General features: G+C 42.3%; 17 protein-coding genes and 8 tRNA genes. 19 read left to right on the top strand and 6 right to left on the bottom strand.

The features are described from left to right. The first annotated feature begins 9 nt into the window (after positions 1-9). From FC30_RS07335 to FC30_RS07390, 13 genes are all read left to right on the top strand, one after another. A tRNA-Asp gene (locus FC30_RS07335) sits at positions 10-82 on the top strand. Between the two features lie 34 nt (positions 83-116). Beyond that, positions 117-192, top strand: a tRNA-Phe gene (locus FC30_RS07340). Position 193: 1 nt separating this feature from the next. Then, positions 194-276 (top strand) — tRNA-Tyr (locus FC30_RS07345). 11 nt (positions 277-287) lie between these two features. Further along, positions 288-361, top strand: a tRNA-Trp gene (locus FC30_RS07350). 5 nt (positions 362-366) lie between these two features. Next, a tRNA-His gene (locus FC30_RS07355) sits at positions 367-439 on the top strand. Between the two features lie 7 nt (positions 440-446). Beyond that, positions 447-518 (top strand) — tRNA-Gln (locus FC30_RS07360). A gap of 25 nt (positions 519-543) precedes the next feature. Beyond that, positions 544-614: transfer RNA gene (locus FC30_RS07365), tRNA-Cys, on the top strand. 41 nt (positions 615-655) lie between these two features. Further along, positions 656-740, top strand: a tRNA-Leu gene (locus FC30_RS07370). Between the two features lie 186 nt (positions 741-926). Further along, the gene (locus FC30_RS07375; protein ID WP_010688095.1) at positions 927-1967 is read left to right on the top strand and encodes a YeiH family protein; all 1041 of its coding nucleotides are present in this window, start codon (positions 927-929) and stop codon (positions 1965-1967) included. Positions 1968-2093: 126 nt separating this feature from the next. Next, positions 2094-2573 carry a ferrous iron transport protein A gene (locus tag FC30_RS07380; protein ID WP_010688094.1) on the top strand — a complete coding sequence of 160 codons (480 nt, stop codon included), beginning with the start codon at positions 2094-2096 and terminating at the stop codon, positions 2571-2573. Continuing rightward, positions 2570-4705, top strand: coding sequence for a ferrous iron transport protein B (gene feoB / locus FC30_RS07385; protein ID WP_010688093.1), 2136 nt, complete (start codon positions 2570-2572; stop codon positions 4703-4705). Before FC30_RS07380 ends, feoB begins: the two co-directional genes overlap by 4 nt. Next, positions 4690-4851 (top strand): FeoB-associated Cys-rich membrane protein, encoded by a 162-nt coding sequence (locus FC30_RS09370; protein WP_010688092.1) that lies wholly within the window; start codon positions 4690-4692, stop codon positions 4849-4851. Before feoB ends, FC30_RS09370 begins: the two co-directional genes overlap by 16 nt. A gap of 157 nt (positions 4852-5008) precedes the next feature. After that, complete coding sequence (locus FC30_RS07390; protein ID WP_010688091.1) at positions 5009-6658, top strand: phosphoenolpyruvate carboxykinase (ATP); 1650 nt, start codon at positions 5009-5011, stop codon at positions 6656-6658. A gap of 45 nt (positions 6659-6703) precedes the next feature. On the opposite strand, the gene FC30_RS07395 is transcribed toward FC30_RS07390, so the two are convergent. The 3 genes from FC30_RS07395 to FC30_RS07405 form a co-directional block, all read right to left on the bottom strand. Next, on the bottom strand, positions 6704-6961 hold the full coding sequence (locus tag FC30_RS07395; RefSeq protein ID WP_143828558.1) for a hypothetical protein: 258 nt from the start codon (positions 6959-6961) through the stop codon (positions 6704-6706). A gap of 65 nt (positions 6962-7026) precedes the next feature. Beyond that, positions 7027-7539: an LURP-one-related/scramblase family protein gene (locus tag FC30_RS07400; protein ID WP_010688089.1), complete on the bottom strand. Its 513-nt coding sequence runs from the start codon at positions 7537-7539 to the stop codon at positions 7027-7029. 35 nt (positions 7540-7574) lie between these two features. Further along, the gene (locus tag FC30_RS07405; protein WP_010688088.1) at positions 7575-8444 is read right to left on the bottom strand and encodes a Cof-type HAD-IIB family hydrolase; all 870 of its coding nucleotides are present in this window, start codon (positions 8442-8444) and stop codon (positions 7575-7577) included. 137 nt (positions 8445-8581) lie between these two features. On the opposite strand from FC30_RS07405, the gene FC30_RS07410 reads away from it, so the two are divergent. From FC30_RS07410 to tsaE, 3 genes are read left to right on the top strand one after another with little or no spacing between them, the layout of a single operon-like run. Beyond that, positions 8582-9286: a uracil-DNA glycosylase gene (locus FC30_RS07410; RefSeq protein WP_010688087.1), complete on the top strand. Its 705-nt coding sequence runs from the start codon at positions 8582-8584 to the stop codon at positions 9284-9286. Further along, complete coding sequence (gene pta / locus FC30_RS07415) at positions 9287-10264, top strand: phosphate acetyltransferase (protein WP_010688086.1); 978 nt, start codon at positions 9287-9289, stop codon at positions 10262-10264. Between the two features lies 1 nt (position 10265). Further along, entirely contained in the window at positions 10266-10718 is a 453-nt protein-coding gene (tsaE, locus tag FC30_RS07420) for a tRNA (adenosine(37)-N6)-threonylcarbamoyltransferase complex ATPase subunit type 1 TsaE (RefSeq protein WP_010688085.1), read from the top strand. Between the two features lie 87 nt (positions 10719-10805). Here the strand turns inward: tsaE and FC30_RS07425 are convergent, their stop codons facing one another. Together FC30_RS07425 and FC30_RS07430 are read right to left on the bottom strand one after the other, a co-directional pair. Next, on the bottom strand, positions 10806-11345 hold the full coding sequence (locus FC30_RS07425) for a 3'-5' exonuclease (protein WP_010688084.1): 540 nt from the start codon (positions 11343-11345) through the stop codon (positions 10806-10808). 29 nt (positions 11346-11374) lie between these two features. Then, entirely contained in the window at positions 11375-12136 is a 762-nt protein-coding gene (locus FC30_RS07430) for an exodeoxyribonuclease III (RefSeq protein WP_010688083.1), read from the bottom strand. Between the two features lie 122 nt (positions 12137-12258). Here FC30_RS07430 and murB point away from each other — a divergent pair, with 122 nt between their 5' ends. Then, positions 12259-13164, top strand: a complete 906-nt coding sequence (gene murB, locus FC30_RS07435) for a UDP-N-acetylmuramate dehydrogenase (protein ID WP_029507262.1) — start codon at positions 12259-12261, stop codon at positions 13162-13164. A 66-nt stretch (positions 13165-13230) separates the two neighbouring features. Here the strand turns inward: murB and FC30_RS07440 are convergent, their stop codons facing one another. Then, a complete protein-coding gene (locus FC30_RS07440; RefSeq protein ID WP_010688081.1) occupies positions 13231-13911 on the bottom strand; it encodes a DUF1361 domain-containing protein in 681 nt (226 codons plus the stop codon). Between the two features lie 173 nt (positions 13912-14084). On the opposite strand from FC30_RS07440, the gene cdaA reads away from it, so the two are divergent. Next, positions 14085-14930 (top strand): diadenylate cyclase CdaA, encoded by an 846-nt coding sequence (gene cdaA / locus FC30_RS07445; RefSeq protein WP_010688080.1) that lies wholly within the window; start codon positions 14085-14087, stop codon positions 14928-14930. Continuing rightward, positions 14927-16075 (top strand): CdaR family protein, encoded by a 1149-nt coding sequence (locus FC30_RS07450; protein ID WP_010688079.1) that lies wholly within the window; start codon positions 14927-14929, stop codon positions 16073-16075. Before cdaA ends, FC30_RS07450 begins: the two co-directional genes overlap by 4 nt. The last annotated feature ends 17 nt before the right edge of the window (positions 16076-16092 follow it).

The following is a 16092-nucleotide window of genomic DNA, read 5'->3' on the forward strand; positions in this document are numbered from 1 at the left end:
TATAATTATGGTCCTATGGTGTAGGGGTTATCACGCCTGCCTGTCACGCAGGAGATCACCGGTTCGAATCCGGTTAGGACCGTTGCAATTATTGATTGCATTTTAAATATTGTTGTGGCTCGGTAGCTCAGTTGGTAGAGCAAAGGATTGAAGCTCCTTGTGTCGGCGGTTCGATTCCGTCCCGCGCCACCATGGAAGGGTAGCGAAGTCTGGCTAAACGCGGCGGACTGTAAATCCGCTCCTTCGGGTTCGGTGGTTCGAATCCACTCCCTTCCATTTTTTATGATAGGGATATAGTTTAAAGGTAGAACTACGGTCTCCAAAACCGTCGGTGTGGGTTCAATTCCTACTATCCCTGCCATGATGGCGATAGTGGCGAAGTGGTTAACGCACCGGATTGTGGCTCCGGCACGCGTGGGTTCGATTCCCACCTATCGCCCTTTGATTGGGGTATAGCCAAGCGGTAAGGCAAGGGACTTTGACTCCCTCATGCGCTGGTTCGAATCCAGCTACCCCAGTTTAGGGATTTGTTCCTTTTGAAATGGCGGTATAGCCAAGTGGTAAGGCAGAGGTCTGCAAAACCTTTATCACCGGTTCAAATCCGGTTACCGCCTTTTGTTGGCTTAATATAAGGTAACTAATAAAATTTAATTATGCCGGTGTGGCGGAATTGGCAGACGCGCTGGACTCAAAATCCAGTGTCCGTTGAGGACGTATCGGTTCGACCCCGATCACCGGTATCATTTTAAAGGCTAGATATTAAATCTAGCCTTTTTTCGTGCAAAAAAATTAGTTATAATTTATTATGTTAATGTTGGTGTAAATTATGATGCTTTGTTTAAGAATCTAGTATTACCAAGTTTTTTAAATAAAGCTAGTATTTTTAGGCTAATATATACAATAAATATTACCATATAGGAGTGAGAATGTTGAAAGTACTTAAAACACGTTCCTTTTGGCAAGCTGCGGTTTTAACGCTAGCTTGTGCTGTATTAGGGGTGTTACTTGCTAAACTGCCAGGGTTAAAATTAGTCGGGACATTAGTGATCGCCTTGTTATTAGGGATGGCTTTACAAGTTAAACCTAGTTGGATCAATGCTTCCAAAACAGGGATTGGTTTTATTTCTAATAAATTTTTACGGCTAGGGATCATTTTGTTAGGGTTTAGACTCAATTTGATGAAATTAGCTCAGGCTGGTGTTAAAACGATCTTGATCGCTATTTTCTTAGTTGCCGTGACGATCTGTTTAACGTATTATCTCTGTGAACGTTTTGGAGCGGAAAGTGATTTAGCGATCTTAACAGCTGCCGGTTGTGGTATCTGTGGCGCGGCTGCTGTTATGGGTGTTTCACCACAGATCACCGGTGATGGTGTTGATGAAGAGACTAAGCGAGAAAATGAAGTTTTAGCGATCGCAGTGGTCTGCGTGATGGGGACTTTATTTACTTTGATCGAGATCGGATTAAAGCCAGTATTACATATGACACAGTCGCAGTTTGGGATCATGGCAGGGGGCTCACTACATGAGATCGCCCATGCCGTTGCTGCTGGTGGAGCTGGGGGGACACTTAGTTTAGATGATGCTTTGATCATGAAACTATCACGTGTCTTATTGTTAGCTCCCGTAGCGTTATTGATCGGTATTTGGTATCAAAAACTACTTGCTAAAAGAAATCAAGCTAAGGGCACAACGACTACTGGAAAACAAAAATTACCAATTCCATGGTTTATGGCTGGTTTCTTGATCTCAAGTATCATTGGAACTTTTATTCCGTTACCTCAAGTTTTGATCGATGGTTTAGTTCAAGCAGCTTATATTTTCTTGGGAATGGCAATGGCTGCTTTAGGAATGTCGGTCAACTTTGCGGTGATTGCTAAACGTGGTAAAAGCGTCTTTACAGCAGCTTTGATCTCTTCGATCGTATTATTGATCTTAGCCGCTGGGGCTGCTAAATTATTCTTTTAGTTAATGGCGTACTATCTGCTGATAGTACGCTATTTTTACAGGTCTTTGTTTGAAATGAAAGCGGAATTATGCTATTTTTAAATTGTAATTGAAAATAATTCTCAATTAGAATTGGGGGGTGAGATAATGCAAAAATTATCTGAAGTAATGACGCGGGGCAAATATGTCGTAGCTCAAGTGACGGCGGAGCATCAATTGAAAAAACGTCTCAGCGAGATGGGGATGGTGCGAGGTAAAGTTTTAACAGTGATCACTCAAAATATGCAGGCCAATGGGGCTATGATCCATTTTCAAGGGCAACGTCTAGCTTTAAGTGATAGTATTGCAAGTTGTATTGAGGTTTTAAGTGTTAATGAGCTAGCGGAGCAAGAATTAAAGCCGCTTTCCCAGTTGAATTTAAAACAAAGCTGTTTAGTTGCCAAGATAGGTGGTAAAAAAGAATTAAAGCGGCGCCTGATGGATATGGGATTGACGCAAAATACTTTAGTTACTCTAGTAAACACAGCACCATTAGGCGACCCGCTCGAGATCTTGTTACGGGGCTATAAGCTGACCTTACGTCGATCGGAAGCTGAGTTGATCATGGTAAGGGAGATAAGCATATGAAAGAAATAGCACTAGCCGGAAATGCCAATAGTGGTAAAACGACTTTATTCAATTATTTGACTGGAGCTAATCAGCGCGTTGGAAATTGGCCAGGGGTTACGGTCGAGCGTAAGGCAGGGTATTTAAAAAAGGATAAGGCGATCTTATTACAAGATCTACCTGGGATCTATTCACTATCACCATATACACCAGAAGAATTAGTCACACGTAAGTATTTATTGGAAAAACGACCAGCGAAGATCGTTGATGTAGTTGATGCGACCAATATCGAGCGCAATTTATACTTAACTTTGCAATTATTAGAAACTAAGATACCGCTTGTATTGGCGTTAAATATGGCCGATCTCTTAAAAAAACAAGGGCGACGGATCAATACGAAAAAGTTAGCTTATCTTTTGGGGATCCCAGTGATCAAGATCAGTGCGCTCAAACGGAAAAATATCGATATATTAGTGGGGGAGATACAAAAAAAGCAAGCCCCACCAGAGATCATTCCCAAATACGATCCCCGGTTAGAATCAGCTTTAGCTCAAATAACAGACCAGTTACAGGGGATCGTAGCCAAAGATGAGTTGCGGTTTTACGCGATCAAGTTGTTTGAACGCGATGAACAGATCCGGGCTGAATTGAAGTTAGATGCTAAACGCCGAGAAACGATCGCTGACTTGATCCAAACAGCAGAAAAGATTTTTGACGATGAGAGTAGCAGTATTATCATTAATGCCCGCTATGACTTTATTTCACGCGTTATGGATCAATGTGTGATCGATGAAGGCGATTTTTCATTGAGCATCTCTGATCGGATCGATCTTTTCGTGACGAATCGCTTTTTGGCATTGCCGATCTTTTTTGGAGTCATGTGGGCTGTTTATTATTTATCGATCCAAGTTATTGGAACAGCTGGATCGGATTGGTTAAATGATGTTTTATTTGGAGAGTATATTCCTAAATTTACCGCAGATCTGCTTAGCTCATGGCAAGTAGCTCCGTTTATGCAAGGACTGATCATTGATGGGATCATCGGTGGGGTCGGAGCGGTGCTCGGCTTTTTGCCACAGATCATGATGCTTTTTTTATGTTTAGGGATCTTAGAAGACTGTGGCTATATGTCTCGGATCGCCTTCGTGATGGATCGGATCTTTCGGCGTTTCAATTTATCGGGCAAATCGTTTATCCCGCTATTAGTTTCTACGGGCTGTGGAGTTCCTGGGATCATGGCGACCCGAACGATCGAAGCCGAAAAAGATCGCAAGATGACGATCATGCTAACGACTTTTATGCCATGTTCGGCTAAATTGACCGTGATTGCTTTGATCGTGGGGACTTTTTTTAAGGGTCAAAGTTTAGCTGCTCCAGCGGCTTATTTTTTAGGGATCATTGCTGTGATCGGCTCGGGGATCTATTTGAAAAAAACGGCTTTATTTGCTGGCGATCCTCAGCCCTTTGTGATGGAGTTACCCGCTTATCATCTCCCCAGATTAGATAATATCGTACGGTATGTTTGGCTAAAGAGTAAAGGTTTCGTCCAAAAAGCAGGAACGATCATTTTTGCTTCAATGGTCGTGATCTGGTTTTTATCGAATTTCAATTTTAGATTAGAACAAGTTCCCCAAGAAAGCAGTATGTTGAAGAGTATCGGAAGCTTATTAGCTCCAGTATTTGTGCCCCTTGGATTTGGCGATTGGCGTGCTGTCTCAGCTGTCTTGACTGGTTTGATCGCTAAAGAAAATTGTGTCGCGACTCTTCAAGTGGCTTTTGGCAATCCGCCGACCCAAGCGCGCTTTGACCAACTTTTGACAGCAGCCTATACCCCAATGGCAGCCTATGCTTTTCTGGCGTTCAATCTGTTATGTGCGCCGTGTTTTGCTGCGATCGGAGCAATGCATAAAGAATATGGGGATGCGAGTTGGACTTGGCGTGCTATCGGTTACCAAACGTTTTTAGCTTATTTAGCAGCCATGTTGATCTATCAGATCTCAGTCCTTGCAAGTGGTGATTATTCAAGCTATAATGTGATCCTTGTTTTATTAGGTATCACATTGATCGTTTACGGCTTATTTATCAAGAAAAGTAAACCACAACCGTTAGAACAAGCAATAGAAATGAGGGATTCAGAATGGTCGCAACGGTGATCTTGGGTCTAGTGATCTTTGGGCTAGTTGCATGGGTCGTGTATACTAGGATCATTAAGCAAAAAAACAGCGAATGTAGTTCGTGCCACAATGCCGGCTGTCCGCTGATCGATGTCCAAAAGATCAATAAAAAAGAACGTTTATAGTTTTAAAAGGGTGAGAAGTAATTCTTACTCTTTTTTTAAGGTATAAAATTTAACTATTTTGATACGATCTGTGCTAAACTATTCTTGTTAATGTAAGTGCTTTAATTGCTATTTTTAAAGGTTTACTAAATATTTAGAGAATGGGGTGTAGCGGAAGATGAGTACACGTGAAAGATTTGAAACGACTGAAATAAATGGGCGTAATCGCTTATTTTCGCCAACTAAAACGATCATTGAGACTGCCTTCTATGGAAATAATGTTCAGGCGGTAACTGACTTAAAGATGGCATACGAGCTAGCTAAAAAGAGTCCAAAAACGATCGTGACCGATCAACCGATCAAGCATACCAGTGAACTAGGTTTACCTAAAGATGCTGTGATGTTAGTCGATAATCATGGACGGATCGTGGGTCGAACAGCAGCTGCACGGAAGATCTTAGGTCGCCCTGGAGTAGATAATGATGAATTAGAGGCCGTTTTGCGTGAAGCAGTCTATCAAGGAAATGAGCGTCAATTTTATCAAGCACAAGCGATCGTAGGCTTGGATGAAGAGTTCATGTTAAAAGCGCATCTGATGGTACCAAAGGGTTATGAGGTCAATTTGCTATCGTATTTACTGAATTTCCAGATCCTTGATTCAGAGTATGCTAAGCGCTATGCAGCTTCTAAAGCGTACAGTGAAGACGATATCTATCTTTACTGTGATCCTGAATGGAATGATCCTCAATATCCAGATGGCTTAGCGCTTTTTGATCCCGAACATAATGTAGCTGCGATCCTAGGGCTACGCTATTTTGGTGAGTTAAAAAAGGCAACTTTGACCCTTGCTTGGGCAACAGCGCATCGCAATGGCTATACTGCATGTCATGGAGGGGAAAAGACATTTCATTTCAAAGATAAAGAGGATAAAGTCTTTGCCTTCTACGGTCTTTCTGGTTCAGGCAAGTCGACTCTGACTCATGCCAAACATGCTGGAAAATTCGATGATATCACGATCTTACACGATGATGCTTTTATCATTGATCGTAAGGATGGGAGTTCGATCGCGCTTGAACCAGCATATTTTGACAAGACAAGTGATTATTTACCTGGATCAAAAGAAATGGAATACTTCACTACCGTAATGAATGTTGGAGTTACACAAGATATGCAGGGCAAGAAGATCTTAGTAACTGATGACTTGCGCAACGGTAATGGTCGTACGATCAAATCACGTTATTCGGCTAAAAATCGGGTCGATCGTGAACAAGCACCACTTGATTCGATCTTTTGGATCATGAAAGATGACAGTTTGCCACCAGTCGTTAAATTATCGGATCCCGTGATCGCAGCGACCTTTGGATTGACTTTAGCGACTAAGCGTTCGACGGCGGAAAATGTTATCGGTGAATCCCGCAATAAGCTAGTGATCGAGCCGTTTGCTAACCCATTTAGAGTCTATCCGCTGACAGAGGATTATCAAGACTTCAAGGAACTCTTTGAAAAACAGCAGGCTAATTGTTATATCATCAATACGGATTCGTATAACGGTAAAAATATCGATAAAGATACGACGTTGGGCATTTTAGAAGCGATCGCCAATGAAACAGCTGATTGGACTGAATTTGGTGCATTACCACAGATGAGTTATCTAAGTCTTCCAGGGTATGAGGTTGATTTAAATGATACCGCCTATGCTAAAAAATTACGCCAACGTTTGCAAGATCGTCTAGATTGGGTAAATAATTACACCAAGACGCATCCACAAGAAGAATTACCCGTTGAGATCACTACAAAATTAGAAGAATTGGTCGCAAAACTGGGATAAAAAAAGAGCGTTCGAAATTTAAAGAATTTCGAATGCTCTTTTTTATCAGCTCTTGAGCCAAAAGTAGTAAGTCAAAATGACTAAGCTTATAGTATAGATCGTACCTACGCTAAACAAGATCAGGCTTAACATATCTGTCCTAGAGTCAGCAAAAGCTAATAAGATCAAAGCCAAGCCAAAGCTGAGCATGATCAAAGCAACATGTTTACCAGCTTTAGTGGCTGCTAGCGGTGAAATGTCACCAAAAGTGTTACCAGCCAGCAAACGTAACCATTTACCTCTAAAAAATTGAATACATAGCACTAAAAATGATCCACCGACAGTTAGTAAAAAAATTTGTATTCTTATCACCCATTCAGTGTGTCAAGTCACCAAGCTAATTTACCATAGTAAGCTTTGTTCTTGGCTTTTAGGTCAAGACGTGCCCAGTGATCGAGGATCGCAGCAATACAAAAACATAGCGGTTCATCGGCCTGTTCAGCAATATGAAATTCTAAGGCAGTCCCAGTAGCGGTTTGAACTTCTGAGATCGTCATGATACATTGGCGTCCATGGTAGACTTTGTAGTTAAATGTCATTAGATTACCGATGATAAACCAATTGAGCCCTTTGACAAAGAGCATTTCATGGCTGATACCATAATAACGTCGCAAAGAACCAACATGGTGGCGTTTGTCATAGAGATCAAATTTTGGAAAAAGGCCCAGGGTCCGCTGTTTGATCTCGGCTAGTCGCTTACCTGTAACGTCATAGACTGATAAGACGCCAGGTGAAAGGCCCCATTTGCCAACTAATAGGTAGATCAGGCGACCAGAACTATCTTTGACGCGGATGGTCCCACGATTGGACAGTTCGGTGCGTCGAGTATATAGATTGCGCACATTAAGCACCTCGCTCTTGCTAGCACTGATTGACTTTAATTTTTCTTAGCCAAAACTTCTTCGATCGCGATCCCAGCGCCATCTTCGGTGTTAGGTGCAGTGATGTATTTAGCTAACATCTTAACTTCATCACTACCGTTGCCCATGGCATAGCTGATCCCAGCAGCTTTGAGCATCGAGACGTCATTGTTGTTATCACCGATCGCCATTACATTGTCCATTGGGATGTTCAAGCTATCCGCATAAGCTTGGAGTGCGACACCCTTTTGTGCATTGACGTGGTTGATCTCGATATTTCCGGGACCCGAAGATGTGATCACAAGATTGTCATTTTTAGAAAGTTCATCTTTGATCGGTCCTAAAACTTTTTGGCCTTCAGGACTAAAGACCACGATCTTACCGATAACAGTTTTAGGATCATCAACTAAGTCCATATAGTTGTCAACGTAATTGATATTCATAAGTTCCATGCGGGCCGAAGCCAGAGTCACAGCTAATTTATAAGGGGTATCAGGACTGATGCTAGCTAATAATTCAGCAAAATTTTCGATCCGTTTAGCCTTGTTATCAGAGCAAACGCCTTTAGCTGTGATCACTTCAAAGTAGAGTCCATTTTTCTTCAAAGTCAACATGATCTTTTTGGCAATGGAGTCTGGGATCGGAGCAGCGCTGATCTCTTTACCTTCTTCGTCTAAAACAAAGGCTCCATTCAAGGTGATCATTGGGCAGTTAAAGCCTGCTTCGGTGATCAACGGTTTAACTTCATCATAAGCACGTCCAGTTGAAACGATAAAATGGACCCCTTGTTTTTGTGCTTCCTTGACTGCAGCAGCATTTCGCTTGGAAATGACCATTTTGTCGTTTAACAATGTTCCGTCCATGTCAGACGCAATAATTTGAACCATAGTATAATATCCCACCTTAATTTATCTAATGACTTTATTCTAACATGAAAGTAAAAATTTTACACACCTAGCACTTGTAAGCGCTAACGGTGTTATTATTTTTCAGTTATGGTAAAATTAATGCGAGGTGTAATATATTGAAAGAATTGATTCATAATGATTGGCAGCAAGTTTTAGCGCCAGTGTTCGAATCGGAAAACTATGCCAAACTGCATAACTTTTTAAAATATGAATATGGTCATTACGCGATCCATCCAGATATGTACCACATCTTCGAGGCCTTTGAATGGACACCTTTTTCACAAGTCAAAGTGGTGATCTTAGGCCAAGATCCGTATCATGGCCCCGATCAAGCTCATGGTTTGAGTTTCTCAGTTTTACCTGGAGTCAAAGTCCCACCGTCACTGCAAAATATCTATAAAGAATTGCAAAGTGACTTAGGGATCGCACCGGTAAACCATGGTTATCTCGAAAAGTGGGCTAAGCAAGGTGTATTATTGCTCAATTCGGTCTTGACTGTCCGAGATGGGCAAGCATTTTCTCATCGTGGTCAAGGCTGGGAAGCTTTAACAGATCTAGCCATCCAGGAATTGTCCAAGCGACCTATGCCAGTTGTGTTTGTCTTGTGGGGAAAAGCAGCACAAAATAAGCTGGCTTTGATCGATCAGAGTAAAAATGTAGTCATCATGTCATCACATCCGAGTCCGTTATCGGCAAGTCGGGGATTTTTTGGTTCAAAACCATTTTCAAAAACGAATGCAGCCTTAGAGGCAATGGGGGAAACACCGATCGACTGGCAATTGCCACAGACCGTAAATGTGTCACAAAAAGGAGGATTTTAAATGGAGATCTTAGAAACATTAAAGCAAAAAGTAAGTAAGCAAACACTGACGTTGGTCTTCCCAGAAGGAAATGACAGTCGGGTCGTCAATGCAGCGGTTCGTCTAGCCAAAGAAGAATTATTGACGCCGATCGTGTTAGGCTCTAGAGAACAAGTTCAAGCGCATAGCCGTGAGCCTTTACCACAAAATTTACAAGCTTTAGATCCAGAAACTTATCCTAAAGAAGAATTTGATAAGTTAGTGGCTGCTTTTGTGGAGCGCCGGAAGGGCAAAAATACGCCCGAGCAAGCTGCCGAGATGTTAAAGGACGTAAACTATTTTGGGACGATGCTGGTTTATTTAGGTCAAGCCGATGGAATGGTCTCGGGGGCGATCCACTCAACTGGGGCCACAGTTCGACCAGCGTTACAGATCATCAAGACAAAGCCAAATGTCAGACGGACAAGTGGGGCTTTCTTGATGCTACGAGGCGATGAAAAATACATTTTTTCAGATTGTGCGATCAATATCGATCCCGATGCCCAAGATCTAGCTGAGATCGCGGTTGAAAGTGCTAAAACAGCACGCTTATTTGATATTGAACCCCGGATCGCTTTGATGAGTTTTTCGACTAAGGGTTCTGCTAAATCACCATTAGTTGAAAAAGTGATCGAAGCAACTAAGATCGCTCAAAAATTAGCACCCGAAGAAGAGATCGATGGTGAATTACAATTTGACGCTGCTTTTGTACCCGGAGTTGCTGCTAAAAAAACACCCGAATCACCGGTAGCTGGAAAAGCCAATGTCTTTGTCTTTCCGGAATTACAATCAGGTAATATCGGATATAAGATCGCCCAACGTTTAGGCGGCTTTGAAGCGGTCGGTCCGATCTTACAAGGCTTGAATCAACCAGTTTCAGACTTGTCACGGGGATGTGACGAAGAAGAAGTCTACAAAGTATCATTGATCACAGCCGCACAGGCAGCAGATGGGAAGTAACATGGAATTTCAAGTAAGTAATGCAGAAGAAACACAAGCGCTCGCTCAAAAATTGGCGTCATATTTAAAGCCCCAAGATCTTATCTTATTAGATGGTGATCTTGGAGCGGGAAAGACGACTTTTACAAAGGGCTTAGCTAAGGGACTTGGGATCAAAAAAAATGTTAAAAGTCCGACTTTTACTTTGATCCGTGAGTACCATGAAGGTCGTTTGCCTTTGTATCATATGGATGTTTATCGTTTAGAAGATACTGGTGGAGCTGATCTAGGGTTAGAAGAATATTTTAATGGTGAAGGTGTCAGTGTGGTCGAGTGGTCACAATTTGTTGCTGATGAACTTCCAGCGCAATATTTGGTCGTCAAGCTGTTAAAAGACGAAACAGACGATGACAAGCGGACACTAGTCTTTGAACCACATGGAGCTCACTATGAACAATTGATAGCCAACTTATAGCGGGTAAAATTCAATACAACAAGGGACCTAGTACGATGTAAATTCATGCTAGGTCCCTTGTTGTTTATACGGTATTGAACGTTTTTACTATTTATTGTATTGACGCACAAAAGGCTTTAACTTTGTTGTCCCAAATTCCTTAGCTTGGTGCAATAAGATCTCAGCACAAGCATGACTGTCAAAAAGCGCATTGTGGTGATGTTTTAAGTCGATACCTAGGCTATCACAGACGGTGTTTAGCTTATGGTTGGGGAGATCTTGATAAAATTTCTTGCTGGTTTTGACTGTATCTAGGACCATGAAGCTCGGGGTCGCTAGATCATAAGCTGCTAGGGTCCTGTTTAAGACGCTACAGTCAAATGGAGCATTATGGGCTACCACTAATTGATCGGGAGTAAAAAAGTCACTGATATGGGGCCAGAGCTCCACAAACGTTGGGGCATTGGCGACGTCTTTGGCGGTAATACCGTGGATCTTAGTGTTAAAGCTCGAAAAATAAGTCTGGGGATCGATCAAAGAATAAAGCTCATCAACGATTTGACCATCGCGAACAACAGAAAGGGCTAATGAACAGGCACTACTGCGTTTAGCATTAGCAGTTTCGAAATCAAAAGCAATAAAATTCATTGATAACTTCCTTTCATAGTATGATAAATTTAATTTAGTTCATTGGTCTCTAGCATTACGGGGCAGTGATCAGAACCTAAGATCTCAGGTAGGATCTGACTGTCCTTTACTTGGGGGAGTAGAGCATTGGAGCAGATGAAATAATCGATCCGCCAACCAGCATTGCGTGCTCTAGCATTGAACCGGTAGCTCCACCACGAGTAAGCGCCAGTTTTATCAAGGTAAATGTGTCTGAAAGTGTCGGTGAAGCCCCGTGCTAATAAGGCGGTCATCGCTTGGCGTTCTTGGATACTAAACCCGGCATTTTTTTGATTTGGTTTAGGATTTTTGAGGTCGATCTCATTATGAGCCACATTTAGGTCGCCGCATAAGATAACGGGCTTTTTGGTTGCTAAGTTGGTTAGATGATCGCTAAAAGCTGCTTCCCATTGAAGGCGAAAATCCAAGCGCTTTAATTTATCTTGCGAATTAGGGGTATAACAATTTACGAGATAAAAATCTTCATATTCTAACGTTAAAACCCGACCTTCTTGATCGAATTCAGCAAGTCCGAGTCCTTTAGTTACAGCCAGTGGCTTTTTCTTGGTGAAGATAGCTGTTCCGGAATAGCCCTTTTTTTGCGCATAATTCCAATATTGATAGTAATCAGGTAGATCTAGGTCAACTTGACCTGCTTGGAGTTTAGTTTCTTGTAAGCAGAAGAAGTCAGCATCTAAGTCGGTAAAAACTTCTAAAAAATTTTTCTTTAAAACAGCTCGCAAGCCATTCACATTCCACGAAATAAATTTCATCAGCACGCCTCACTATTAAATAAACTTATTTACCTAAGGATAAGGCAAGGACTATCGCAAGTCAAAATAAAAAATGGTAAAATTAAGAAGATAAAAGAGATTTAAAGGTGTAAAACATGACAATGACAATAAATGAAAAAATCATAAATGAATTTCCAGAGATCAAGATCCGTTTAGCTGAACCGTTATCTTTGTACACCAACACAAAAACCGGTGGGCCAGCGGATATCGTAGCATTTCCCACAACGGGCAAACAAGCCCAAGCTTTAGTTGTATTTGCTAAGGGAAATGATCTGCCTTTGACCGTGATCGGCAATGCTAGCAATTTGATCGTCCAAGATGGTGGCATCCGTGGATTAGTGATGATCTTGACCGAATTAAATGAGATCTGGTGTGATGGAAACAAAGTTCACGCGACTGCTGGGGCTTCTTTGATCGAAACGACTGAAGTGGCATATCAACACGGTTTGACCGGTTTGGAATTTGCCGCGGGGATCCCCGGTTCGATCGGTGGCGCGGTCTTTATGAACGCTGGTGCTTACGGGGGCGAGATCAAGGATGTCTTAGCCCAAGTTACCGTGGTGACACCTCAAGGCGAGCTAAAAACTTACACTAACGAAGAATTAAGATTTGGTTATCGGATGAGCCGTTTACAAGCCGAAGACGATATCGTATTAGAAGCTGCCTTTGAATTGGCAACAGGCGATAAGCAACAGATCCGGCAACGGATGGATGAACTCAATTTCTTGCGGGCATCTAAACAACCACTGGAGTATCCGTCATGTGGGAGCGTCTTTAAGCGTCCAGTTGGCCATTTTACGGGGAAATTGATCCACGATGCAGGACTTCAAGGTTTTACGATCGGTGGGGCGCAAGTATCTAAAAAACATGCTGGCTTTATCGTGAATATCGGTGGAGCAACAGCGACAGATTATTTGGCTGTGATCAAGCATATTCAAGCTGTGATCTTAAAAGAATTCGATGTTCGATTGGAGACTGAGGTCCGGATCATCGGTGAAGAAAAATAAAATAAGAATGTAGTAAAAGACCCAGCATGATTTGTACCATACTGGGTCTTTTGCTAACCATTTATGTTAGAGAAGCTTATTTTGACTGTCATATTGGTTGATCAACTGGCGACCAATGGCGATCGCAGCCCAAATGATGAGTTGAATGATCGTCATAAAGATCACAAAGATCAACATGCGTGGGTTCCACATCGCAATGAGTTGCTTGATGACGGCATCAGGCTCGATAAAAAGATAAGCTGTGTGAAGGCGTAAGAAACGCCCCACATAGATCCCGATCGAAGCGGCTAAAGTCAAGATCAAAGCAAGCGATGTGCGCGGGATCCAGCCTCGTAATTTGAAACGGGCTTGCAGCGTCTGGGTAACATGCTCCAAACTCCACATCCCCATCAGTGCACAACCAAAGGCGCTGGCAACTAGATTGGTAAAGTTGAGCCACATATGAAGATCAAAGCTCATTAATCCGTTGGTGGGATTATACGGATCCATCCGCGCTAAGTGAAAAAGATCGGTGATCACATAAGGGGCATTGGGATAGAATAAAAGCCATAGTAAAAATAACCCCCAGTAGATCAGTTTAGGTTGTGTTTTGTGCATATGCATAGCGATCTCGATCGGAATATAGCCGAGGAATGTATTGAGCAAAAGAAAGCTGTAAAACGATCCTTGCCGATAAACGGTCAAGTAAACGTAGAGCATATATAGCCAAAACGTGACCCTAACGATCCAAGTCAATTTTTTTGTCATAAAAATCACCTGCCATTATTGCCCTCTATTGTAGCAAAAATCAGGGACGATGAGTAATCTTTGACTCGATTTAGCGAAATCTTAAATTATTGGGTGAGTAAGTATTCCCTGCCCCAAAGTTTGTGATCCATGCTATAATACAAATTGTTGAAATGTAGCAGAGGGGGGAAATTATGTCTTTTGATTGGAGCAATCTATTTTCATGGCAGCATCTAGTTAGCTTACTAGATGTTCTGGTCGTTTGGTATGTGATCTACATGCTGATGATGCTCTTACGCGGAACCAAAGCGGTCCAACTTTTTCGTGGGATCGTAGTTATTATCTTGATCAAGTTGGCAAGTTGGTATATCGGACTTGAGACTGTTTCTTGGATCATGGACCAAGTGATCAATTGGGGGATCATCGCGATCATCGTGATCTTCCAGCCCGAGATCAGGCGCGGGTTAGAGCATCTAGGTCGTGGGTCGTTATTTGCTAACTATAATAAGAAAGAAAATGAAGCCGAGATAAAATTGGTCGATGCCCTTGATCAAGCGATCCAATATATGTCAAAAAGGCGGATCGGTGCCTTGATCACGGTTCAAATGAATACAGGGCTAGATGATTATATCGAAACCGGGATCCCACTGGATGCGGATGTCAGCGGGGCATTATTGATCAATATCTTTATCCCTAATACTCCGTTACACGATGGGGCTGTTATCATTAAAGATAATCGGATCGCCGTTGCTGCGGCTTACTTACCTTTATCTGAAAGTAATTTGATCCCAAAGGAATTAGGTACGCGCCACCGAGCAGCTGTTGGGATCAGCGAAGTGACTGATGCTTTGACGATCGTTGTATCCGAAGAGACTGGTGGTGTGACGATCACTAAAAATAATGAATTGATCCGTGATCTAACGCAACAAGATTATCGTAAACTCTTGTATAATGAATTAGTACCAACACAAGAAGAAAAGACGAATGCCGTTGCGCGCTTTTTTACTGAGATCTTTGGTAAGAGGGGGCAAAAACATTGAAATTTGACAAAATTTTAGGTACTAAAAATATGTATCGGTTACTCTCGCTGTTTTTTGCACTGCTCTTATTTTTCTATGTTAGCTATCAAAGGCTAGGAACGACGCGGATCTCGGATAAAGAAGTTGCTAATTCGAAATTGACGACGACTAAGACGTTATCACTTAAAGTGCCGTTGACCTTAAATGTTGACAATAGTAAGTATTACGTTACGGGTTATCCTGAACAAGTCAAAGTTGATATTTCAGGACCTAGTGCGCTGGTCACGGCCTTGGACAATACCCGGAATTTTGAAGTCTATGCCGATCTATCAGATCTAAAGTCAGGTACACACACCGTTAAGTTAAAGACGAGCGGTTTCAATAAAGAATTGAGTGTAGCTTTATCGCCTGAAAAGATCAAAGTCAAGATCGCGCCTAAAAAGACGGTCAAGATGCCGATCCAGGTCAGATATGATACCAGCTTGATCCAAAATGGTTATGTGGCGGGCAGCCCGTCACTAAGTACCCAAACAGTCGATGTGACCGGGGCTAAAGTCGATATCAATAAGTTGGATAGTGTGGTAGCTAACCTCAATTTACCTGAAAATAGTCACGGCGATTATGGTCGGACCGTTTTATTGCAGGCGTTAGATAAAGAAGGGCATCCTTTGCCCGTCAGCTTATCGCCAGAAACGGTCAAGGTCAATTTACCGATCAGCCAAGCCACCGCAACTAAGGAAGTCAAATTAGAATTAGTGACCGAGAATAACGGCGTTCCTGGTAAAACGTATCAGCTTTCAACGGAAACTAAGTCGATCAAATTGCGAGGGACTAAGAGTGCTTTAAATAAGATAAATAGCTTGCGGGTCCCAGTCTCAGTTACTGGGGTCAATGAATCAACGACTAAGACGGTCAGCTTGAGTCCGACCCAAGCGGGAGTAGCCAGTGTTACGCCAGCTTCGGTCGTTGTGCAAATAACAGTTGGCGATGAGCAAGCTGATGCTCCGCTCGAACGCTCACTACCAACGAGTTCGAGTTCAAGTAAAGCGGCGGAAAGCACAAGTTCAAGTCAGCCAAGTTCAACGGATGAGTCAAAAAAAGATACGACTGAAACTTCCAGTGCAACAAGTAGTTCAGAAGATTCAAGCGATCAAACTACTAATTGAAAATGAGTATATAAAGA

Origin of the sequence: Ligilactobacillus animalis KCTC 3501 = DSM 20602 (assembly GCF_001434535.1) — a bacterium.
Classification (GTDB): Bacteria; Bacillota; Bacilli; order Lactobacillales; family Lactobacillaceae; genus Ligilactobacillus; species Ligilactobacillus animalis.

Coding starts and splice junctions, on each gene's coding strand:
- murB (WP_029507262.1), top strand. CDS start 12,259: ATGACAATAAATGAAAAAATCATAAATGAATTTCCAGAGATCAAGATC.
- FC30_RS07380 (WP_010688094.1), top strand. CDS start 2,094: ATGCAAAAATTATCTGAAGTAATGACGCGGGGCAAATATGTCGTAGCT.
- tsaE (WP_010688085.1), top strand. CDS start 10,266: ATGGAATTTCAAGTAAGTAATGCAGAAGAAACACAAGCGCTCGCTCAA.
- FC30_RS07440 (WP_010688081.1), bottom strand. CDS start 13,911: ATGACAAAAAAATTGACTTGGATCGTTAGGGTCACGTTTTGGCTATAT.
- FC30_RS09370 (WP_010688092.1), top strand. CDS start 4,690: ATGGTCGCAACGGTGATCTTGGGTCTAGTGATCTTTGGGCTAGTTGCA.
- FC30_RS07405 (WP_010688088.1), bottom strand. CDS start 8,444: ATGGTTCAAATTATTGCGTCTGACATGGACGGAACATTGTTAAACGAC.
- cdaA (WP_010688080.1), top strand. CDS start 14,085: ATGTCTTTTGATTGGAGCAATCTATTTTCATGGCAGCATCTAGTTAGC.
- FC30_RS07375 (WP_010688095.1), top strand. CDS start 927: ATGTTGAAAGTACTTAAAACACGTTCCTTTTGGCAAGCTGCGGTTTTA.
- pta (WP_010688086.1), top strand. CDS start 9,287: ATGGAGATCTTAGAAACATTAAAGCAAAAAGTAAGTAAGCAAACACTG.
- FC30_RS07425 (WP_010688084.1), bottom strand. CDS start 11,345: ATGAATTTTATTGCTTTTGATTTCGAAACTGCTAATGCTAAACGCAGT.
- FC30_RS07390 (WP_010688091.1), top strand. CDS start 5,009: ATGAGTACACGTGAAAGATTTGAAACGACTGAAATAAATGGGCGTAAT.
- FC30_RS07430 (WP_010688083.1), bottom strand. CDS start 12,136: ATGAAATTTATTTCGTGGAATGTGAATGGCTTGCGAGCTGTTTTAAAG.
- feoB (WP_010688093.1), top strand. CDS start 2,570: ATGAAAGAAATAGCACTAGCCGGAAATGCCAATAGTGGTAAAACGACT.